This window comes from Streptacidiphilus fuscans, assembly GCF_015690355.1.
In the GTDB taxonomy this organism is placed as follows: Bacteria; Actinomycetota; Actinomycetes; order Streptomycetales; family Streptomycetaceae; genus Streptacidiphilus; species Streptacidiphilus fuscans.
In genome coordinates this window covers 1-21,267 of the sequence record NZ_JADPRT010000021.1, presented here as the reverse complement: position 1 = coordinate 21,267, position 21,267 = coordinate 1, and the positions used below count along the sequence as shown (strand labels likewise).

General features: G+C 70.1%; 16 protein-coding genes and 1 pseudogene. 8 read left to right on the top strand and 9 right to left on the bottom strand.

The window, feature by feature from the left end; translation table 11 throughout:
* Window positions 1–56: 56 nt before the first annotated feature.
* The 3 genes from I2501_RS34945 to I2501_RS34935 form a co-directional block, all read right to left on the bottom strand.
* Window positions 57–1,142: a BMP family lipoprotein gene (locus I2501_RS34945; protein ID WP_196198212.1), complete on the bottom strand. Its 1,086-nt coding sequence runs from the start codon at window positions 1,140–1,142 to the stop codon at window positions 57–59.
* Window positions 1,143–1,450: 308 nt separating this feature from the next.
* A complete protein-coding gene (locus I2501_RS34940; protein ID WP_328806839.1) occupies window positions 1,451–2,641 on the bottom strand; it encodes an amidohydrolase in 1,191 nt (396 codons plus the stop codon).
* Window positions 2,642–2,828: 187 nt separating this feature from the next.
* A complete protein-coding gene (locus I2501_RS34935) occupies window positions 2,829–4,412 on the bottom strand; it encodes an acyl-CoA mutase large subunit family protein (RefSeq protein WP_196198210.1) in 1,584 nt (527 codons plus the stop codon).
* Window positions 4,413–4,580: 168 nt separating this feature from the next.
* On the opposite strand from I2501_RS34935, the gene I2501_RS34930 reads away from it, so the two are divergent.
* The 6 genes from I2501_RS34930 (at window position 4,581) to I2501_RS34905 (ending at window position 9,915) form a co-directional block, all read left to right on the top strand.
* Window positions 4,581–5,327 carry an SDR family NAD(P)-dependent oxidoreductase gene (locus I2501_RS34930; protein WP_196198209.1) on the top strand — a complete coding sequence of 249 codons (747 nt, stop codon included), beginning with the start codon at window positions 4,581–4,583 and terminating at the stop codon, window positions 5,325–5,327.
* Between the two features lie 292 nt (window positions 5,328–5,619).
* Window positions 5,620–6,165, top strand: a complete 546-nt coding sequence (locus I2501_RS34925; RefSeq protein ID WP_196198309.1) for a 2-oxo-4-hydroxy-4-carboxy-5-ureidoimidazoline decarboxylase — start codon at window positions 5,620–5,622, stop codon at window positions 6,163–6,165.
* Window positions 6,166–6,474: 309 nt separating this feature from the next.
* Window positions 6,475–6,852 carry a succinate dehydrogenase, cytochrome b556 subunit gene (gene sdhC, locus I2501_RS34920; RefSeq protein WP_196198208.1) on the top strand — a complete coding sequence of 126 codons (378 nt, stop codon included), beginning with the start codon at window positions 6,475–6,477 and terminating at the stop codon, window positions 6,850–6,852.
* Window positions 6,853–6,859: 7 nt separating this feature from the next.
* The gene (locus tag I2501_RS34915) at window positions 6,860–7,333 is read left to right on the top strand and encodes a succinate dehydrogenase hydrophobic membrane anchor subunit (RefSeq protein ID WP_196198207.1); all 474 of its coding nucleotides are present in this window, start codon (window positions 6,860–6,862) and stop codon (window positions 7,331–7,333) included.
* A gap of 27 nt (window positions 7,334–7,360) precedes the next feature.
* Entirely contained in the window at window positions 7,361–9,115 is a 1,755-nt protein-coding gene (gene sdhA / locus I2501_RS34910) for a succinate dehydrogenase flavoprotein subunit (protein ID WP_196198206.1), read from the top strand.
* Window positions 9,115–9,915, top strand: coding sequence for a succinate dehydrogenase iron-sulfur subunit (locus I2501_RS34905; protein ID WP_196198205.1), 801 nt, complete (start codon window positions 9,115–9,117; stop codon window positions 9,913–9,915). The genes sdhA and I2501_RS34905 overlap by 1 nt, the downstream gene beginning before the upstream one ends.
* A gap of 121 nt (window positions 9,916–10,036) precedes the next feature.
* Here I2501_RS34905 and I2501_RS34900 read toward each other — a convergent pair whose 3' ends face one another.
* A complete protein-coding gene (locus tag I2501_RS34900; RefSeq protein WP_196198204.1) occupies window positions 10,037–10,348 on the bottom strand; it encodes an SCO4848 family membrane protein in 312 nt (103 codons plus the stop codon).
* Between the two features lie 94 nt (window positions 10,349–10,442).
* Between I2501_RS34900 and I2501_RS34895 the strand changes: the two genes are divergently transcribed.
* Complete coding sequence (locus I2501_RS34895; protein ID WP_328806838.1) at window positions 10,443–11,672, top strand: D-alanyl-D-alanine carboxypeptidase family protein; 1,230 nt, start codon at window positions 10,443–10,445, stop codon at window positions 11,670–11,672.
* A gap of 155 nt (window positions 11,673–11,827) precedes the next feature.
* Here the strand turns inward: I2501_RS34895 and I2501_RS34890 are convergent, their stop codons facing one another.
* The 4 genes from I2501_RS34890 to I2501_RS34875 all read right to left on the bottom strand — a co-directional run bounded on the left by I2501_RS34890 (window position 11,828) and on the right by I2501_RS34875 (window position 17,265).
* Window positions 11,828–12,745, bottom strand: a complete 918-nt coding sequence (locus I2501_RS34890) for a YhjD/YihY/BrkB family envelope integrity protein (RefSeq protein ID WP_196198203.1) — start codon at window positions 12,743–12,745, stop codon at window positions 11,828–11,830.
* A gap of 63 nt (window positions 12,746–12,808) precedes the next feature.
* The gene (locus I2501_RS34885) at window positions 12,809–13,564 is read right to left on the bottom strand and encodes a decaprenylphospho-beta-D-erythro-pentofuranosid-2-ulose 2-reductase (protein WP_196198202.1); all 756 of its coding nucleotides are present in this window, start codon (window positions 13,562–13,564) and stop codon (window positions 12,809–12,811) included.
* Between the two features lie 49 nt (window positions 13,565–13,613).
* On the bottom strand, window positions 13,614–14,954 hold the full coding sequence (locus I2501_RS34880; RefSeq protein WP_196198201.1) for an FAD-binding oxidoreductase: 1,341 nt from the start codon (window positions 14,952–14,954) through the stop codon (window positions 13,614–13,616).
* Between the two features lie 94 nt (window positions 14,955–15,048).
* Window positions 15,049–17,265 (bottom strand): bifunctional glycosyltransferase/CDP-glycerol:glycerophosphate glycerophosphotransferase, encoded by a 2,217-nt coding sequence (locus I2501_RS34875; RefSeq protein WP_196198200.1) that lies wholly within the window; start codon window positions 17,263–17,265, stop codon window positions 15,049–15,051.
* 257 nt (window positions 17,266–17,522) lie between these two features.
* On the opposite strand from I2501_RS34875, the gene I2501_RS40410 reads away from it, so the two are divergent.
* Window positions 17,523–21,113: a bifunctional glycosyltransferase/CDP-glycerol:glycerophosphate glycerophosphotransferase gene (locus I2501_RS40410; RefSeq protein ID WP_196198199.1), complete on the top strand. Its 3,591-nt coding sequence runs from the start codon at window positions 17,523–17,525 to the stop codon at window positions 21,111–21,113.
* Between the two features lie 27 nt (window positions 21,114–21,140).
* Here I2501_RS40410 and I2501_RS40860 read toward each other — a convergent pair.
* Window positions 21,141–21,267: pseudogene (locus tag I2501_RS40860) on the bottom strand (DUF1048 domain-containing protein); the annotation flags it as partial.

Sequence of the window (21,267 nt, the reverse complement as noted above, 5' to 3'; positions counted from 1 at the left end):
ACGCCAGTAGGCGGGCGCGCGCACTATGCACGCGCCCGCTCGAACCGTGGCGGGAATCAGCCGGTCGGCTGGTTCTTCGACTTGATCTTGATGGTGCCATTGATGATGTCCTGCTTGACCGTCGCGAGCTCGGCGGTCAGGGACGCGGGCACCTTCGACGCGAAGTCGTGGAACGGGGCCAGGCCGGTGCCGTTGTTGGCCAGCGTGCCGATGAACGGCGTCGCGGAGAACTGGCCGCTGGCCGCCTCCTGCACCGCGGTGCTCACGGCGGGCGCGATGCCCTTGGTCACGGAGGTCATGATGACCGAGCCGTACTGGGCGTTGGAGTAGAAGCCGTCGTCGTCGACCCAGATGGCGTTCAACTTGCCGCCGGAGGACTGGGCCTGGGCCAGCGCGCCGATACCGGTGCCACCGGCGACCGGGAAGACGATGTCGGCGCCCTCGGACTGGAAGGTCGCGGCGATCTGCTTGCCACCGGCCTGGTCGGTGAAGGACTGGGTCGGGTCGAAGGTGCCCGACTGCGTGGTCTCGTCCCAGCCGAGGACCTGGACGTGGGTGCCGTGCTTCTGGTTGTAGTACTGCACGCCCTCCCAGAAACCGTCCATGTAGACGGTGACGGTCGGGTAGTTGGCACCACCGAAGGTGGCGACCTTGCCGGTCTTCGACATGGCAGCGGCGAAGTAGCCGCCGAGGAAGGCGCCCTGCGCGGTGTTGAACTCCAGGCCCTTGACCTGCGGCGCGGTCGAGGTGTTGTCGACGATCGCGTAGTGCTGGCTCGGGTTCTTCTTGGCCGACGCGACAGTCGCGTCGTTCATGGCGAAGCCGACCGTGACGATCAGCTTGCACTGGGCGGAGACGAAGCCGGAGATGTTGCTCGCGTAGTCGTTCTCCGTCGCCGAGGTGGCGTTCTGAACGGTGATGTTCGAGTTGGCCTTGGCGGCATCCTGCATGCCGGCCCACGACTCCTGGTTGAAGGAGTGGTCGTCCAGGCCGCCGGTGTCGGTGACCATACAGGCCTTGAAGCTCCCGGCAGCGTTCGCCGAGGAGGTGGAGCCCGAAGTGGAGACGGGCTTGGAACCACACGCCGATGCGGTCAGAGCGACAAGAGCCGCGATCGCCGCCAGCCGAACGGGCTTGTTCATCAATTCCTCCAGATAGGAGCCGACATCGCAGAGCCCGGGGGCAGGGAGCGGCATTGCTCGTACACCGCGGCGTCCCTGGCAACCGGGAGCATGGGTCTCCTTGGTCGACGCGCACCTGGTCGGCGCGGATTGGATGCGACGTTAACGCGCGTAGAACACGTTTGTGTCACGGCTGCATTGCCGTTATCAGATCGTCGCATTTCTGCCATCCAGGCACAGGTGAACAGGCCGATCCAACTGGATGAATCTGCTCCGCTGTCGCCCGAACGGAGCAACAACGGAGCAGGTGACGGACGACTGACCCGGGCTCAGCCCAGGGCCAGCGAGGCGAACAGCTCGGCGCCGACGCCGATGGCGCGCTCGTCCGCGTCGAAGGTGCCCTGGTGGAGGTCGCGGGTGCCCTGCTCGTCCGGCGAGCGGACGCCGAGCCGGGCCAGCGCGCCCGGCACGTCCTGGAGGTACCAGGAGAAGTCCTCGCCGCCGAGGCTCTGCTCGGTGCCCTCGACGCTGTCCTTGCCGAAGCGCTCGGTCATGACGGACTCGATCATGCCGATCGACTCCTCCTCGTTGACCACCGGCGGGACGCCACGGTGGTAGTCCAGGACCCACTTCGCCCGGTGGGTCTCCGCGATCTGCCCGACCAACTCGTCGATCGCGCCCGGCGCCTCGCGCCAACCGGCCAGCTCCAGGCAGCGGACGGTGCCCTCCAGCTCCGCGTGCTGCGGAATGACGTTGGCGGCCGAACCGGAGGCGATCCGACCCCAGACCAGGCTGACGCCCCAGCGCACGTCCATCCGCCGGGCCAGCGCGGCCGGCAGCTCGGCGGCCGTCCGGGCGACCGCGGTGACCAGGTCCGTGGTGAGGTGCGGACGCGCGGTGTGGCCGCCGGGCCCGTCGAGGCTGACGACCAGCCGGTCACACGCCGAGGTGATCGCACCGACCTTCAGACCGACCTTGCCGACCTCGACCTTCGGGTCGCAGTGCACGGCGAAGATACGTTCCAGCCCCTCGGCACCGCCGCACTTGACGACGTCCAGGGCACCGCCCGGCATGACCTCCTCGGCCGGCTGGAAGATCAGCCGCACCGGGCGCCGGAGCGCGCCGGAGCGGGCGGCCTCGGCGAGGACGATGCCGGTGCCGAGCACGATGCTGGTGTGCAGGTCGTGCCCGCAGGCGTGGGCCCGGCCGGGAACAGTCGAACGGTAGGGCACGGTCGCGGGCTTGGCGTCGTCGATCGGCAGCGCGTCGATGTCGGCGCGGAAGCCCATCAGGCCGCGGTCCGCGGGGAGACCCTCCGGGACGATGTCGCAGAGCAGACCCGTACCGCCCGGAAGCACGCGCGGCGCGAGGCCGGCCTGCTCCAACCGCTCCTTGATCAGCGCCGTGGTCCGGAACTCGTGCCGACCCAGCTCGGGGTGCATGTGCAGGTCGCGCCGGAAGGCGATCAGCTCGGGTTGCAGGGCCTGGACGCGGGACCGCAGCTCAGTGGACTGGTTCACCTCCACAAGGCTACGGCCCTGGGGCAGTTGTGGCAGGAGATCACCGAAATTCATACCGCCGGACGAGAAAGTTGTCGCCCGCTCGGCGCATGGTTCTTCCCGAACCGGGTAGGAATCCTCGTTCACGCGCGCCTCCCACTGCGTCGTTGAAGAGATCAACGAGCGAGCCGACGGAGAGGCACGAGGGTCAGAAGCTGTCGACCGGAACGTACGTCCCCCAGACGTCGCGGAGCGCGTTGCACGTCTCGCCGACAGTGGCCCGCGCGGCCAGCGCCGCCTTCATCGGGTACAGCACGTTCTCCCCTTCCGACTCCGCCGCGCGACGCAGCGCGGAGAGCGCGTGGTCGACGGCCGCGCTGTCGCGGTCCGCGCGGAGCTTCGCGAGGCGCTCCGCCTGGCGCGCCTCGATCGCGGGGTCGACGCGGAGCGGCTCGTACGGCTCCTCCTCGTCCAGTGGGAAGCGGTTGACGCCGACCACGGTCCGCTCGCCCGCGTCCGTCTCCAGGGCGACCTGGTAGGCGCTGCGCTCGATCTCGGCCTTCTGGTAGCCGCGCTCGATACCGGCGACCGCGCCGCCCATCTCCTCGACCTTGGTCATCAGCTCCAGCGCCGCCGCCTCGACCTCGTCGGTCAGCGACTCCACCACATACGACCCCGCGAACGGGTCGACGGTCGCCGTCACGTCCGTCTCGTACGCCAGCACCTGCTGCGTCCGCAACGCCAGCCGCGCGGACTTCTCCGTCGGCAGCGCGATGGCCTCGTCGAAGCTGTTGGTGTGCAGCGACTGCGTGCCGCCCAGCACCGCCGCCAGCGCCTGGATCGAGACCCGGACCAGGTTGACCTCGGGCTGTTGGGCCGTCAACTGCACGCCCGCGGTCTGGGTGTGGAAGCGCAGCATCATCGACTTGGGGTTCTTCGCATGGAACTCCTCCTTCATGACGCGTGCCCAGATCCGGCGGGCGGCGCGGAACTTGGCCACCTCCTCCAGCAGGGTGGTGCGGGAGACGAAGAAGAAGGAGAGCCTGGGCGCGAAGTCGTCCACGTCCATACCGGCCGCGATCGCGGTGCGGACGTACTCGATCCCGTTGGCCAGCGTGAAGGCGATCTCCTGCGCGGGCGTCGCCCCGGCCTCGGCCATGTGGTAGCCGGAGATGGAGATGGTGTTCCAGCGCGGGATCTCCGCGCGGCAGTACTGGAAGACGTCCGCGATCAGTCGCAGCGACGGCTTCGGCGGGAAGATGTACGTCCCGCGCGCGATGTACTCCTTGAGCACGTCGTTCTGAACGGTCCCGGTGAGCATCGAAGACGGGACGCCCTGGGACTCGCCGACCAGTTGGTACAGGAGCAGCAGCAGCGAGGCGGGCGCGTTGATGGTCATCGAGGTGGAGACCTCACCCAGCGGGATGCCGTCGAAGAGGACACCCATGTCCTCGACGCTGTCGACGGCCACGCCGACCTTGCCGACCTCGCCGTGGGCGACGGTGGCGTCCGAGTCGTAGCCCATCTGCGTCGGCAGGTCGAAGGCGACGGAGAGGCCCATGGTGCCGTTGGCGATCAGCTGCTTGTAGCGGGCGTTGGACTCGGCGGCGGTGCCGAACCCGGCGTACTGCCGCATGGTCCACGGCTTGCCCGTGTACATGGTCGGATAGACCCCACGGGTGAACGGGTACTGTCCGGGCTCGCCGAGCTCGGCGGCAGGGTCCCAGCCCGTGAGCGCAGCCGGTCCGTAGACGGGTTCGATGGGCAGTCCGGACTCGGACAGGCGGGCCATGGGGAGTCCTCCGCGATGATGGATGACAGTGGACCTGGGCCTGGACGCTGACAGCGGTGAGCGTCCCGCTTCGCTACGTACGGTAATGATGCGCCCGTGCAGGGAATAGGCGCATCCGCTGGGAGCTTGCTCACAGCGACCCGGAACTCGCTTGGAGGAACAGCAGAGATGACAGTGCAGAAGGTCGCCGTGGTGACGGGCGCGAGCAGTGGGATCGGCGCCGCGACGGCCCGTGGTCTGGCCGCCGCGGGCTACCAGGTGGCTCTGGTCGCCCGACGCGCGGACCGGCTGGAGGCACTGGCCAAGGAGATCGGCGAGGCGGCGAGCGTGCACGTGCTCGACGTGACCGACCGCGCGGCGGTGGCCGCGTTCGCGGCGTCGCTGGACCGGGTCGACGTCCTGGTCAACAACGCGGGCGGAGCGATCGGCGCGGAGCAGGTCGCCGACGCGGACCCGGCGGACTGGCGGACCATGTACGAGGTCAACGTCCTCGGCGTCCTCCAGGTGACCCAGGCCCTGCTGCCCGCGCTGCGCGCGTCCGGCGACGGCACGGTCCTCGTCCTCTCCTCCACCGCCGCGTTCGCCCCGTACGAGGGCGGCGCGGGTTACGTCGCGGCGAAGGCGGGCGCGCACGCCATCGCCGCGACGCTCCGGCTGGAGGCGCTCGGCGAGCCGATCCGCGTGATCGAGATCGCTCCGGGCATGGTCCAGACCGACGAGTTCGCCCTCACCCGCTTCCGCGGCGACGCGTCGAAGGCGGCGGCGGTGTACGCGGGCGTCCCGGACCCGCTCAGCGCGGAGGACGTCGCGGACACCATCGTCTGGTCGGTGACCCGTCCCTCCCACGTCAACATCGACCTCCTCGTCGTCCGCCCCCGCGCCCAGGCGGCCCAGCACAAGGTGCACCGGCTGTAGCCCTCCGGGGGCGCGGGGTCCCTCGCCTGCACAACCTCCCCGCGCCCCTGGGTGGTGCAACCACCCCGTGCGCCGCACAGGTGGCCGACAGATCGTTCATCCGGCTGACGCCGTCTCATAATTCGGCCGTAGAGGTCTCGACTTAATACCCCGTGCGAGTGAATCCTGGTGTCGGACGCCCGTGCGCCAGCGGCCCCGACGTCTTATCGAGTGCCGATGTCGTCGGTGGCAGGCCCTAGCCTCTGGGCATCGACCACCGCTCCGCCAACCCGCACCCTCCGAGGAGGACCCGCTGGCCAGGTCGCCGATCCCACCGCCGGCCACGCCGGACTCGCCCGACGCGCACGCCGCAGGACTGCGACGTCTCAACGTGGCGAGCCCCGGCGCAGCCGAAGAAGCCCTGCTGGCCTGCTGCGGCAGCCGGCGTTGGGCGATAAGGATCGCCGCGCACCGTCCGTACCCGGACGTGGGCTCGCTGCTCGCCGCGGCCAGCGAGGCGTCCTACGACATGTCGCACCGGGACCTGACGGAGGCGCTCGCCGACGAGAGCTGCATGCCGCAGCCCCTGCTGGGCATGCGCGCGCCCGGGAGCAACGCCGCCCGGACCGCGCTGCGTGCCGCGCACGCCGCGTACGAGGCGCGGTTCGGGCACGTCTTCGTGGTGTGCCTGGACGACTGCCCGCCGGACGAGATGCTCGACACCGTCCTCGCCAGCATCCGCGCACGGCTCTCCAACGACCCGGACGAGGAGCGCTCCACCACCGCCGAGGAACTGCGCCGGATCTCGCAGAGTCGGCTCACCCACCTCGTCGCGTCTCACGCCTCGGCGACAACGTGAGACGACCAGGGTGAGATCAACCACACCCGCCCGTCCGGTCTCGAACTGACGGCCGGTCGACCGGCCTCCCAAGCCCCCGAAAACCCTCGGAAACCCGGACGTAAGGCCTCCGAGCCGCCCCGTTGGTCGATCATCCAAACGATCAACGGGGTGGAACCGCGTCCGGCACAGGACCCCCAACAGGCCCCCGGTGCTCCGCTCTGGCTACGATGGCCGCGGCCGGTGGACCGTATCCGGCCGGGCCGACCGACACCGACGTTGATGCCGAGATGCCGGGCGACCCCCGCCCCGCTCCCGGAGGGTTCTTCCGTGCCGGCTGGAACGCTGTACCGCGGCCGGGAAGGAATGTGGTCGTGGGTGGCTCATCGAGTCACCGGCGTCCTCATCTTCTTCTTCCTGTTCGCCCACGTCCTCGACACCGCCCTGGTCCGTGTTTCGCCGCAGGCCTACAACAGCGTGATCGCGACGTACAAGACGCCGCTCGTCAACCTGATGGAGTACGGCCTGACGGCCGCCATCCTCTTCCACGCGCTGAACGGTCTCCGGGTCATCGCGGTGGACTTCTGGGCCAAGGGGCCGAAGTACCAGCGACAGATGCTGTGGACCGTCGTGACCGTCTGGGTCCTGCTGATGGCGGGTGCGTTCTACCCGATCCTGCAGGAGACCCTGAAGAACTGGTTCGGGTGAGGCAGAGATGGCAACCGACTCCATCGGCAGCGTCGAGCTGACCGACACCGGCGCTCCGGTCGACCCGACCGCTTTCCTCATCGAGCCGCCGCGTAAGCGCACCAAGACCACCGCGGGTCGCCGCAGCCGGACCAACTTCGAGATGCTGGCGTGGCTGTTCATGCGCCTCTCCGGCGTCGTGCTGGTCTTCCTGATCCTCGGCCACCTGATCATCCAGCTGGTGCTGGACGGCGGTGTCTCGAAGATCAGCTTCGCCTTCGTCGCCGGTCGCTGGGCCTCGCCGTTCTGGCAGGGCTGGGACCTGCTCATGCTTTGGCTCGCCATGCTCCACGGCGCCAACGGCATGCGTACAGTCATCAACGACTACGCCGAGCGCGACACCACCCGCTTCTGGCTGAAGGTCCTGCTGGTGGCCGCCACGGTGTTCACCGTGCTGCTGGGCACCCTGGTGATCTTCACCTTCGACCCGAACATCAGCTGACGCGGACGGACGAGGCAGCTAACTGACATGCAGATTCACCAGTACGACACCGTCATCGTCGGCGCCGGCGGCGCCGGGATGCGCGCCGCGGTCGAGTCGACCAAGCGCAGCCGCACCGCGGTGCTCACCAAGCTCTACCCGACCCGCTCCCACACCGGCGCGGCCCAGGGCGGCATGGCCGCCGCCCTCGCCAACGTCGAGGACGACAACTGGGAGTGGCACACCTTCGACACCGTCAAGGGCGGTGACTACCTGGTCGACCAGGACGCCGCCGAGATCCTGGCCAAGGAGGCGATCGACGCCGTCCTCGACCTGGAGAAGATGGGCCTGCCCTTCAACCGGACCCCCGAGGGCAAGATCGACCAGCGCCGCTTCGGCGGCCACACCCGCAACCACGGCGAGGCCGCGGTGCGCCGCTCCTGCTACGCCGCGGACCGCACCGGCCACATGATCCTCCAGACGCTGTACCAGAACTGCGTCAAGGAGGGCGTGGAGTTCTTCAACGAGTTCTACGTCCTGGACCTGCTGCTCACCGAGGTGGACGGCGTCAAGCGCACCGCCGGTGTGGTCGCCTACGAGCTGGCCACCGGCGAGGTGCACGTCTTCCAGGCGAAGTCGGTCATCTTCGCCTCGGGCGGCAACGGCAAGTTCTTCAAGGTCACCTCGAACGCGCACACCCTGACCGGTGACGGCCAGGCCGCCGCGTTCCGCCGCGGCCTGCCGCTGGAGGACATGGAGTTCTTCCAGTTCCACCCGACGGGCATCTGGCGCATGGGCATCCTGCTCACCGAGGGCGCCCGCGGCGAGGGCGGCATCCTGCGCAACAAGGACGGCGAGCGCTTCATGGAGCGCTACGCACCGGTCATGAAGGACCTCGCGTCCCGTGACGTCGTCTCCCGCGCCATCTACTCGGAGATCCGGGCCGGTCGTGGCTGTGGCCTCAACGGCGACCACGTCTACCTGGACCTGACCCACCTGCCGCCGGAGCAGCTGGACGCCAAGCTGCCGGACATCACCGAGTTCGCGCGCACCTACCTCGGCATCGAGCCCTACACGGACCCGATCCCGATCCAGCCGACCGCGCACTACGCCATGGGCGGCATCCCGACCAACAACGAGTCCGAGGTCCTGCTGGACAACGAGACCGTCGTCCCGGGTCTGTACGCCGCCGGTGAGGTCGCCTGCGTGTCTGTCCACGGCGCCAACCGCCTGGGCACCAACTCGCTGCTCGACATCAACGTCTTCGGCCGCCGCGCGGGCATCGCCGCCGCGGAGTACTCCCAGACCGCCGAGTTCGTCGAGCTGCCGGAGAACCCGGCCGCCAAGGTCGTCGAGATGCTCGAGGGCATCCGCACGGCGACCGGCAGCGAGCGCGTCGGCGACATCCGCGAGGCGCTGCAGCAGTCCATGGACACCAACGTGTCCGTGTACCGCACCGAGGCGACCCTGAAGCAGGCGGTGGCCGACATCGCCGAGCTGAAGGAGCGTTACAAGAACATCTCGGTGATGGACAAGGGCCAGCGGTACAACACCGACCTGCTGGAGGCCGTCGAGCTGGGCAACCTGCTCGACCTGGCCGAGGTCACCGCGGTCTCCGCGCTGGCCCGCCAGGAGTCCCGCGGCGGTCACTACCGCGAGGACTTCCCCAAGCGCGACGACGTCAAGTTCATGCAGCACACCATGGCGTACCGCGAGGTCGACGAGAAGGGTGAGACCAGCGTCCGCCTGGACTACAAGCCGGTCGTGGTCACCCGCTACCAGCCGATGGAGCGTAAGTACTGATGAGCACCCCCACCATCACTGACGCGAACCCGCACTCCGCCGCGCTCGACGCGGCCGAGTCGGGCAAGGTCGAGCTGATCACCATCACGCTCCGGATCCGCCGGTTCAACCCGGAGGAGCACCCGGACGCGGTGTGGGTCGACTACCAGCTCACGGTGGACCCGAAGGAGCGCGTCCTCGACGCGATCAACAAGGTCAAGTGGGAGCAGGACGGCACGCTCACCTACCGTCGCTCCTGCGCCCACGGCGTCTGCGGCTCCGACGCGATGCGGATCAACGGCAAGAACCGTCTTGCCTGCAAGACCCTCATCAAGGACGTCACTGCGCTCGACAAGAGCGGCGTGGCCAAGCCGATCACGATCGAGCCCATCAAGGGCATGACGGTCCTCAAGGACCTGGTCGTGGACATGGACCCGTTCTTCCAGGCGTACCGCGACGTGATGCCCTTCCTGATCACCAAGGGCAACGCGCCGACGCGTGAGCGGATCCAGTCGGAGGAGGACGTCCAGCGCTTCGAGGACACCACCAAGTGCATCCTCTGCGCCGCCTGCACCTCCTCCTGCCCGGTGTTCTGGAACGACGGCCAGTACTTCGGTCCGGCCGCGATCGTGAACGCCCACCGCTTCATCTTCGACTCGCGTGACGAGGGCGCGGAGCAGCGGCTGGAGATCCTGAACGACCGTGAGGGCGTGTGGCGCTGCCGCACCACCTTCAACTGCACCGACGCCTGCCCGCGTGGCATCGAGGTCACCAAGGCGATCCAGGAAGTGAAGCGCGCGCTGATCACGCGTCGCTACTGAGCTTTCGCCTTCACGGCGTAGAGCGTGAAGAAGCCCGGCCCCTTCGGGGGCCGGGCTTCTTCTGCGTTTCTTCAGCGGTCCGGACTCGTTGGACCTTGGTGACGCCGTGTCAGACGCCGTGTCAGGCGACGGGCTCGGTGGCCCGCTCCGGCTGCTCCTCCGTGGCCTGCTGCTCCGAGGTCTGGCTCGCGGCGCGGCGCATGCTGCGGAGGCTGCGCACGCCGATGCTGCCGACCACGACGCCCAGGATCAGTGAGCTGAGCGCCAGCGCCGCGTGGATCCAGAAGTAGGCGGTCGGCCGCGAGTGGTCGCCGTGGACGAAGGCGAGGCCTTCGCCGTCCGCCCACAGGTTCTTGAAGAAGGTGACCCAGATCCAGATCGACCACACCCCGAAAGCGGCCAGGAACCAGGAAGCACGTCGACTGAGTCTCATGAATTCAGTATCCCCGGAGCGGCGGACGCGTCCGGACGAGGGGTCCTGTGAGCTTTAATGACAAACGTTGCGACGGATTGGGTACGGTCGGGCCGTGCAGCTACGTGATCACGCGCTGAGGAAGCCCCTCACCGGCATTGCCGCATTGACGGTCATGGCCGCCGTGACGATGACGATGACGGCTGCCGGGCGCGCGCCCGGCCTCGCCCAGTCCCCCGTGCGCAGACCGCCCGCGCAGATGTCCGCGGTCGGCGGCGAACAGCTCAGCCGTCCCGGCCCGCAGACGGGCCCGGGTGCGCCCGCCCTGCCGTCGGGCCTGTCGGCGCTGTCCTGGATGGTCTCCGACGGTGACTCGGACGACGTCCTCGGCGCCCAGAACCCGCACTGGCCGCTGCCGCCGGCCAGCACGCTGAAGACCCTCTTCGCGGACACCGTGCTGCCGAAGATCCCGCAGGACGAGGTGCACAGGGTCGTCGAGTCCGACTTCGACGGCATGGGCGAGGGCAGCAGCGAGGTCGGGGTGATGCCGGGTCAGACCTACCGGGTCTCCGACCTCTGGCTCGGCGTCTTCCTCCGCTCCGGCAACGACGCGGTCCACGTGCTCGCCGCGATGAACGGCGGCGTCGCCACGACGGTCCAGCAGATGCAGGCCGAGGCGGCGTCGCTGGGCGCGCACGACACCCACGTCGTCAGCCCCGACGGCTACGACATGCCCGGACAGGTGTCCTCGGCCTACGACCTGACGCTGTTCGCGCTGCACGGGCTGAAGAACCCGGTCTTCGCCAAGGACTGCTCCACGGCGAGCTCCGAGTTCCCCGGCGGCCCGAGCACGAAGGGCAAGCCCTTCGAGATCGACAACACCAACCGGCTGCTGACGGGTTTCGACGGTGCCGGCCCGACGTATCCCGGCCTGATCGGGGTCAAGAACGGCTACACGACCAACGCGGGCAACACGGTGATCGAGGCCGCGCGGCACGACGGGCACACGATGCTGGTCACCGTGATGAACCCGCAGAACCCGGAGCGCAACGAGGTCTACAAGGAGGCCCGCGAGCTCCTCGACTGGGGCTTCAACGCGGAGGCGCACGGCGCGCACCCCATCGGCACGCTGGACGCGGCACGGCCCGCGTCCTCCGACACGGCGGCCAAGCCCTCCACGAAGTCGTCACCGGCCCCGGCCTGGGCGGCGTCCGCGAACGCCGCGGGCACAGCGGACACGAGCGCGTCGTACGCGGAGGCGACCGCGGCGGCGGTCGCCGTCGCGGTCGGCGGCACCCTCCTCTTCGCCCGCCGCAGGCGCGCCCGCAGGCGCGGAAACCTATGAATCTGCGGTGAGTTGCAACACCCAGGGGCGCGGGGAACTGCGCGAGAACCACTGACATGCGGATGGCCCTGAACGTTCGGGGCTATACCTCACAGGGTGGCTTGTCGCGCAGTTCCCCGCGCCCCTGAAGGTGCAACCACCTGCGGCAGCACAAGTCACTCTTCTGCCTCGGCGTCAGCCAGGATCTCTTCCGCCCGGGCGCGCGCACGCGCTCGCGCTGCGATCGGATCGGCAATCGCCGTCCAGGCGACGCAGTAGAAGAGCAAGCGGCAGACGAAGTTGATCCAGAGCAGGAGGGCGATCGGCGTTCCGAACGCGCCGTACACGTTCTTCGTGGCGACCCCGCTCAGGTACGCCGCCATGGCCTGCTTGAGGATCTCGAAGCCCACCGCGCCCAGCAGCGCGGCCTGGAGGAGCGTCCCCCGCGGCGGAGCGGGAAGGCGGGGGAGGCCGACCAGGAGGTAGGCGAAGACCAGGACGTCCGCCGCGACCGCGATCAGGAACGCGGCGACCGAGAGGCCGACCCGGCCGGCGGAGGACTCGGCGATGCCGAGGCCCTTGGCGACCTGTCCGGTCAGGGCCACGGCCGACGAGGACGCGCCCAGCGAGACCGCGCCGACGAGGCCGAGGCCGACCAGGACCACGACGTCCCACAGCTTGCGGACCACGGCGTTGCCCGGCTCCGGTGGGAGCCACCAGGACTGGCGGATGCAGGCGCGGGTGGTGTCGACCCAGCCCAGGCCGGAGACGAGCAGGATCGCGCCGCTGATCACGCCCACCGTCGTCGCGTTGGCGGCGATGTCGTGCAGGTTGATCTGCTTGGAGAGGCCGGGGATCTGCTCGCCGATCTTCTGCTGGAGCTGGTTGACCCTGCCGTTGGTCAGCACGGTCGCGGCGATCGCCAGAGCCACCGTCAGCAGCGGGAAGAGGGCCAGGAAGGCGAAGAAGGTGACCGCGCCCGCCATCCGGTTCGAACCGACGTCGTTGAAGTGCTCGTAGACGCGGTAGGCGCGCGTTCGCAGCACCCGGGCCACGAGCGGGCCGAGGACGGGCAGGCGGGTCAGGAAATCCACCGGTCGAACCTAGCGTGGGCCTCACCCGCCCGGCCGAGGCGACACACGGTCAGGGCAGCAGGCTCAGAGCGGAAGCCTGCGGAAGAGCGGTCTCGGCAGGTGGCGCAGGCCGGACATGACGTAGCGGAGCGCGCCCGGCACCCACACCGTCTCGGCGCCGCGACGCAGGCCCGCGTCGATCGCCTCGGCGACGGCGTCGGCCGTGGTGGCGAGCGGGGCCTCCTTCAGGCCCTCGGTCATCCGGGTGCGGACGAAGCCGGGGCGGACCACCATCACCCGCGCGCCGCTGCCCTGGAGGGAGTCGCCGAGGCCCTGGGCGAAGGCGTCCAGGCCCGCCTTGGTGGAGCCGTAGAGGAAGTTGGAGCGGCGGGCCCGCTCCCCCGCCACCGAGGAGAGCACGACCAGCGCGCCGTGGCCCTGCCGCCGCAGCGCCTGGGCGCAGACCAGCCCGGAGCTGACCGCGCCGACGTAGTTGACCTGGGCGAGGGAGACGGCGGCCATCGGCTCCTGCTCGTCCCGCTGCTGGTCACCGAGGACGCCGAAGGCGAGCAGCACGACGTCGATGTCGCCCTCGGCGAAAATCTTGCCGAGGACCGTCTCGTGGGTCTCGGGTGCGGCGGCGTCGAAGTGGTGGACGGCCACCTCGGCGCCGAGGGCGCGCAGTTCGGCGGCCGCGGCGTCGAGCGCGGGCGAGGGGCGTCCGGCCAGGTGGACCGTGCGGACGCGGGACCGCACCATGCGGCGCGCCGTGGCCAGACCGATCTCGGAGGAGCCACCGAGCAGCAGCAGGGACTGCGGGTCGCCGAGGGCGTTCATCATCGTCTCTTCTCCTGGAGGACTGGAGCTGGGCGGCTGGAACTGATGGCGGCTAGAGCTGGAGCCTGCGGGCGAGGTCGGAGGTGAACACGCCGCGCGGGTCGATCCGTTGCCGCAGCGCGCGGAAGGCGCCGAGCCGCGGGTACATGCCGTGCAGTGTGCCGGGGCGCATTCGGGAGTCCTTGGCCAGGTAGACCCGGCCGCCCACGGCAAGCACCTGCTCGTCCAGCCGGTCCAGCAGCGGGCCGAGGCCGGGGACGGTGGCGGGCAGGTCGAGGGCGAGCGTCCAGCCGGGCATCGGGAAGGAGAGCCAGCCGGACCCGCCCTCGCCGAACCGTTTGAGCACGGCGAGGAACGACGGGCAGCCGTGTCGGCTGAGCTGCCCGACGATGCCGCGCAGCGTCTCCTCCTGCCCGTACGGGACGACGAACTGGTACTGCAGGAACCCGGCCGGGCCGTAGACGCGGTTCCAGTCGGGGACGCCGTCCAGCGGGTGGAAGAACGCGCCGATGCCCTGGAGCTGGCCGCGCCGCTCGCGCGGGGCCTTGCGGAACCAGAGCTCGTTGAAGACGCCGACGGTTCCGGTCCGCAGCAGCCCGCCGGGGATGCCGCGCGGTGCGGCGGGGAGGCTGCGCGGGCGGAAGGCGAGCGGGTCGGCCAGCTGACGCGGGCTCAGCTGATCGGGGGTCGCGTGGTCGCCACGCGTGAGCACGGCCCGGCCGGTGGCCGCGCCGCGGGCGACCAGGTCGATCCAGGCGACCGAGTAGCGGTAGCGGTGGTCGGTCGAGGTCAGCCGGTCCATCAGGTCGTCGAGGTCGGCGGCGCGTTCGGTGTCCACCGACATCAGCGAGGTGCCGACGGGCAGGAGCTGGACGGTCGCGTCCAGGATCACGCCGGTCAGGCCCATGCCCCCGGCGGTGGCGTCGAAGAGCTCGTCGCCGGGGGCGACCTCGCGCACCGCGCCGTCGGCGGTGAGCAGCGAGAACCGCGTGACGTGACGGCTGAGGCTGCCGCTCACGTGGTGGTTCTTGCCGTGGATGTCCGCGCCGATCGCCCCGCCGACGGTGACGTACCGGGTGCCGGGGGTCACCGGGACGAACCAGCCGAAGGGCAGCAGCAGCCGCATCAGCCGGTCCAGGCTGACGCCCGCCTCGCAGGTGACCTGCCCGCGCTCCAGGTCCAGCGCGCGGATCGCCGAGAGCGCGGTCATGTCGAGGACCGTGCCTCCGGCGTTCTGCGCCGCGTCTCCGTAGCTGCGGCCCAGGCCGCGGGCCAGCACGCCGCGTCCGCCGGCGTCGCGCAGGGCGTCGGCCACGTCGGCGGCGGTGCCCGGCGCGCGGAGCCGGGCGGTCGTGGGCGCGGTGCGGCCCCACCCCGTGAGTGTGGCTTCCATGCCAGCGACGCTAAGCCCGCCCACTGACAGCACGCACGCGCGGCAGTGGCCTCACCCGTGAACCCCACCCGAACGGGTGAGCGGGCGCGCGGGGTTACGCGCCCGCCTGCTCCGGCGTGGGGGCCGGGGTGCGGTCGGCGAGCGGGACGACAGGGAGCGGGGTGGGCTCGCCCAGGAAGACGGTGCGGACCACGCGCTCGGCGGCGTTGCCGTCGTCGAACTCGCAGAACCGCTCGCGGAAGGCGGCGCGCAGCGCGGCGGCCTCCGGTCCGTTCCAGGCGCCGGAGCGGAAGACGTCGACGAGCTCGTCCTCGCTGGTGGCCAACGCGCCCGGGGTCTCGCCCGGCCTGCCGGAGAGCAGGTCGAGGTAGACGCCGCGGGTCTGCTGGTAGACCTCCCAGTCGTCGGCGAGGACGACGATCGGCCGGTCCAGGTTGGCGTAGTCGAACATGACCGACGAGTAGTCCGTGACCAGCGCGTCCGCCGCCAGGGCCAGTCGCTCGACGGAGGGGTGCGCGGAGACGTCGATCACCCGGGCGCCGCCGCCGACGCCGGTGGACGGCTGCTCGTCGTAGAGGTAGTGCGCCCGGTTGAGCAGCACGTAGCCGTCGCCGAGGCGGGAGGCCAGCCGGGCCAGATCGAGCTGCGGCCGGTAGGAGGCGCGGTAGTCGCGCAGCGTGGGGGCGTAGAGGAGCGCGGTCGCGCCCTCGGGGATGCCCAGCTCGGCGCGGGCCGCGCGGACCTCCTCGGCTCCGGCCGAGTAGTAGACGTCGTTGCGCGGGTAGCCGTACTCCAGGCTGCGGAAGGAGGAGGGGTAGACCCGCTCCCAGATCAGCGTGGAGAAGCGGTTGGAGCTCAGGCTGTAGTCCCAGCGGTCGACCCGCTGGAGCAGCTTTTCGAAGTCGATCGCGTGCCCGGCGGCCGGGTAGTCCTGCAGGTCCAGGCCCATCCGCTTGACCGGCGTGCCGTGGTGCGTCTGCAGCTGCACGGTGCCGGGGCGCTTGGGCGCCCCGTCGGGGAAGTTGACGTTGTTGACGAAGTACCGGGCGCGGGAGATCGCCTCGCGGTAGGTGCGCGAGCCAGGCGAGACCACGCTGATGCCCTTGGGCATGTCGGACTTCCGCTTGGCCTCGACCACCCAGACGGTGCGCAGCCCGGGGGCGAGCTCGCGGAGCTTGGCGTGGATGGCGGCCGGGTTGCAGGCCGGGACGCGGCCCCAGTAGCTGGCGAAGACCGCCAGCTCGTCCTCGATCGGCAGTTGCCGCTGGATCCGCTGGTAGCCACCGAGCACCGGACCGGCGACGGCGCGGCGCAGCTCCGGCTGGGCGGCCTTGACGGCCTGCTTCGCCTTGCGGGCGACCTGGCCCAGCGGACCCGCCTTCCAGCTGCCGTGCAGTTCGATCGCGGCGCTGCCCGCCGGGCGGTGGCGGCGCTCCGCCTCGGCGGCGCGCTCGAAGAACTCCTTGCGCGCGGCCGGGGGCACCCGGTCGGGGTGGTTGCCGATGGTGCGCAGGTGCTCGGCCATCCGCCGGTGCAGCAGCGGACGCCACCGCTCCAGGCCGGGGTGGTCGTCGACGAACGCGAAGACCCGGTCGTACTGGTCGAAGATGTCGAAGTGCTTGCGGCTGACCGTGGCCAGGATGTTGCCGCCCTGGCGGCGCTGCCGGTAGTGGACCACGACCTTGTCCAGCATGGCCACGGACTGGGCCGCCAGCAGGGTCGGGTAGGTCCAGGGGGTGTCCTCGTAGTAGCCGGGCGGGAAGGTGAACCCGTGCTTGGCGACGAAGTCGCGCCGGTACACCTTGTTCCAGACCACCATCAGCAGCCCGAGGACCTCCTCGCGCTCGGCGATCGTGAAGACGTCCGGGCGGCCTGTGCCGTCCGGAGCGGTCGACGCGAAGAGATGAGCGTCACGGCTGCGCACGACCCGGCCGTCCCAGAAGGTGCGGGCGTAGTCGAAGATCAGCACGTCCGGGTCGCCGGTGGCGTCCAGCCGGTCGGCGATCGCCTGGAGCGCGCCCGGGGTCAGCGTGTCGTCGCTGTCCAGGAAGAAGAGGTACTCGCCGGTGGCCAGCTCCATACCCGCGTTCCGTGCCCGCCCGAGGCCGACGTTCTCGTCCAGGTGAACCACGCGTACCCGGTCGTCAGCCCGTGCGAATCCGTCGAGAATCTCGCCACTGCCGTCGGGCGAGCAGTCGTCGACCGCGATCACCTCGAAGTCCGTGAACGACTGGCCGAGCACCGACTCCAGGCACTCACCCAGGTACGCCTGGACCTGGTAGGCGGGCACGATGACGCTGATCCGAGGCATGCCGGTACGATACAGGCCCCTCCTTGGGCGGCCGTTCCGTGCTTGTGTGCCGATTTGCCCGGCCATCGCCACACGGGCTCCACCGCGGGTTCGCGAAGCTGTCACGCCGTTCTTACCCTGTGGGAAGGCGCGCGACGGCACGGCCTCCTGTTCGAGTCCCGCTCCAGATACGCTAGGGCTCGTTCCTACGTGCGGTAAGCCCCGTTCACCTCCCCAGGCGGGCGCCGTGCCAGCAAAGAAAGGCTCGAGCACCCCCCATGGCCCCCCGCCTCTCCGTGGTCGTCCCGATCTACAACGTCCAGCTCTACCTGGACGAGTGCCTGGCATCTCTTGCCGCGCAGACGATGAGCGACCTCGAAGTCGTCATGGTGGACGACGGGTCCACCGACAACAGCGCCGAGATCGCGCGCGAGTGGGAAGCCAGGGACAGCCGCTTCCGCCTGGTCCAGAAGGCCAACGGCGGCCTCGGTCCGGCTCGTAACACCGGAATGGAGCACATCTCGCCGGACAGCGAGTTCCTGTGCTTCGTCGACAGCGACGACACGCTGCCGCCGACCGCGTACGAGCTGATGCTGGAGACGCTGGACCGCACCGGCTCCGACTTCGTCGCGGGCAACGTGCTGCGGTTCCGCTCCGTGGGCATGGTGCAGTCGCCGGTCCACCGCAAGCCCTTCGCGAAGACCCGCCTGGCGACGCACATCAGCGATTTCCAGCCGCTGACCACCGACCGCACCGCGTGGAACAAGGTCTACCGCCGGTCCTTCTGGGACAAGCACAACATGCTGTACCCCGGCATCCTCTACGAGGACGCCCCCGTCTCGATCCCGCTGCACTACCTCGCCGAGAAGGTCGACGTCCTCGCCGAGCCGATCTACCACTGGCGTGAGCGCGAGGTCGGCGCCCGCTCGATCACCCAGAACCGGACCGACCCGAAGGGCCTGATCGACCGGGTCCGCTCCATCGGCATGGTCCGCGAGTTCCTGAAGAAGCAGACCGGGCCGCGCTTCAAGCAGTTCCTGGCGGACTACGACCAGAACGCGCTGGTCGAGGAGATCCCGCTGTTCTTCCGCGCCCTGAGCGAGGGCGACGACGTCTACCGCACGGCGTTCCTCGACCACGTCGGCAAGATGATCGAACAGCTCGGCCCGGACGCGATGAACGCGCTGCCGCAGCCGATGCGGCTCAAGTACTACCTCACCGTCAAGCGCCGGATGGACGACCTGCTGGCGCTGCTGGAGTTCGACCGCAAGCACCCGTGGACCATTCCGGTGCGCGGCAACGTGCGTCACCAGGCCCACTACTCCTTCCTGGCCGACGTGCCGGACTCGGTGCTGCGCCTGGACTCGGAGCTGGTGGTCCGCACCGGGCTGCGGCGCGCGGACTGGACCGAGGACGGGCGGCTCTTCATCAAGGGCTACGCCTACCCCAAGCACGTCGGTGCCATGCACGCGTACGACTCGGTCAAGATGCTGATGCTCCGTGAGAACGGCAGCCGACGCACCATGGCGCTCCCGGCGAAGACGGTCAAGGACCTGGACGTCACCGCCAAGGCCTACGACCAGCCGCTGCGCCACTGCGACCACGCGGGCTTCGAGCTCTCCTTCGACCCGGACCGGCTCAAGCACAAGGGCCAGTGGGTCGACGGCATCTGGCGGGTCACCATCGGCGTCTTCGGCCCCGGCCGTCCGCGCCGCAGCCGGATCAAGGCGGGCCCCTACGACTCCGGCGCCAACCCGGCGCCGCGCTGGGTCACCGACAACGTCCGGGTGCTCCCGGAGATGCGCGACGACCACCTCTACCTGCGGATCGAGACCGTCGACGCCCTCGTCGGCTCCGCGTCCTCGGTCGGCGACGCCTTCGAGCTGAGCGGCCGGATCTCCGCCGCCAAGGCGGGCAAGGTGCGCGCGCTGCGACTGGTCCACCAGGAGGACGGCGCGACGGCCGAGCTGGAGTGCCCGGTCACCCTCGGCGCGACCGCCCGCGGCTGGACCTCGTTCACCGCCTCCGTCGACCACGCCGTGATGGCCGCCGCCCGCAAGGAGCTGCTGCGGCTGCGCCCGAGCGTGGCGCAGCAGGCCCAGGACCGCTGGGGCACCGAGCTGGTGCTGGAGGACGACAGCACCCTGCAGCTGGTGATAGACGACCGTGAGGCCAAGGCCGCGGTGCAGTACCCGGTCGCGTCGACGGCCGACGAGGGCCCGCAGGTGCTCTGCTTCAAGCGGTCGCCGCGCGGATACCTGCAGATCGTCGAGCAGCCGCTGCAGCCGGTCTTCGAGAAGGTGACCGCGCTCCCGGCCGAGCAGGCCTTCGCGTTGGAGGGCACGTTCCCGCTTCCGGGCCGGCACGCCCTGGAGCTGGTGCTGCGTCACAACTACCACGCCCAGCCGCAGGTCTTCCCGGCCGAGGCGGTCGACGGCCGCGTCTACGCGACGCTGCCCGCGCTGCCCAACCCGGGCTGGAACGGCGACGTGCCGCTGCTCTCCGGTCAGTGGGGCCTCTCCGTCCGCGTGCTGCCGGACAACCTGGCCGACCAGGACGCGCTCGGCTCGGTCGGCGTGGTCGAGGTCAAGGCCCGCCTGGCCGCGTCCGCCTTCGCCTCCCTGCCGGTCTCCGTCGAGGCCCGCGGCCGGACCGTCAGCCTGCACCGTCGCTGGTACGACGCGGCGCTGCTGGACGTGGAGGAGGCCGTCCCGCTCGCGGAGCGCGGCAACTACCACATCCGCCGGATGCGCGACGAGGTCTACCCGGCGGCGCTGAACAAGCCCGTGCTGCCGCAGGTCCTCTACGACGTCTTCGAGGGCAAGGACTACTCCGACTCCCCGAAGTACATCCACCAGGAGCTGCTGCGCCGTCGCGACGACCTGGAGCACCTCTGGGTGGTCCGCGACCACCGCGCCGCGACCCCGCCCGGCACCCGTGCCGTGGTCCTGGACAGCGAGGAGTGGTACGAGGCGTACGCGCGCAGCCGCTACGTCGTCGGCAACACCCACTTCCCGCGGTGGATCACCCGGCGTCCGGGCCAGACCATCGTGCAGACCTGGCACGGCACGGCGCTGAAGCGGATCGGCTTCGACTTCGACAACGACTGGTTCGCCGACACCGACTACCTGGAGGCGCTGGAGCGCGAGGCCAAGCAGTGGCGTCTGCTGCTGTCGCCGAACAAGTTCAGCACCCCGATCCAGGAGCGGGCCTTCCGCTACACCGGCGAGATGCTGGAGTCCGGCTACCCGCGCAACGACATCCTGCTGGCCGAGGACCGCGAGGTGCTGGCCCAGCGGGTGCGCGAGCACCTGGGCCTGCCGGAGGGCAAGAAGGTCGTGCTCTACGCGCCGACCTGGCGCGAGGACAAGATGCGTCACGCCGGAGGCCACCAGCTCGACCTGCACCTCGACCTGGAGCTGATGCGGCGTGAGCTGGGCGAGGACCACGTGCTGCTGGTCCGCCCGCACGCCCACGTGGTGGACGCGATCCAGGGCACGGGCGACGGCTTCCTGTGGGACGTCGGCAGCTACCCGGACATCGCCGAGCTGTACCTGATCGCCGACGTGCTGATCACGGACTACTCCTCGGTCATGTTCGACTACGCGGTGACCGGCCGTCCGATCCTGTTCTTCACCTATGACCTGGAGCACTACCGGGACACCCTGCGCGGCTTCTACTTCGACTTCGACGAGCAGGCACCCGGCCCGCTGCTGGGCACCTCGGACGAGGTAGTCTCCGCGCTGCGCAACCTCGACACGGTGGTGGCCGACAGCGCCCCCGCCTACGAGGCCTTCCGCAAGACGTACTGCGACCTCGAAGACGGCCACGCCGCCAAGCGTGTGGTCGACCGGATGCTGGAGCTTTGATGGCAGTGGGCTCGACCTCGACCCGTCCCGGGCTTCCTTTCCGCCGGCCAGTGCCGTGCAGAAGCCGCGGATGTCGTCGCCGAGCACCTCGCCGATGCTCAGTCCGTCCGCCGCCGTCTCCTCCAGCAGGGCCAGCGCGGCGTCGACGATCGGC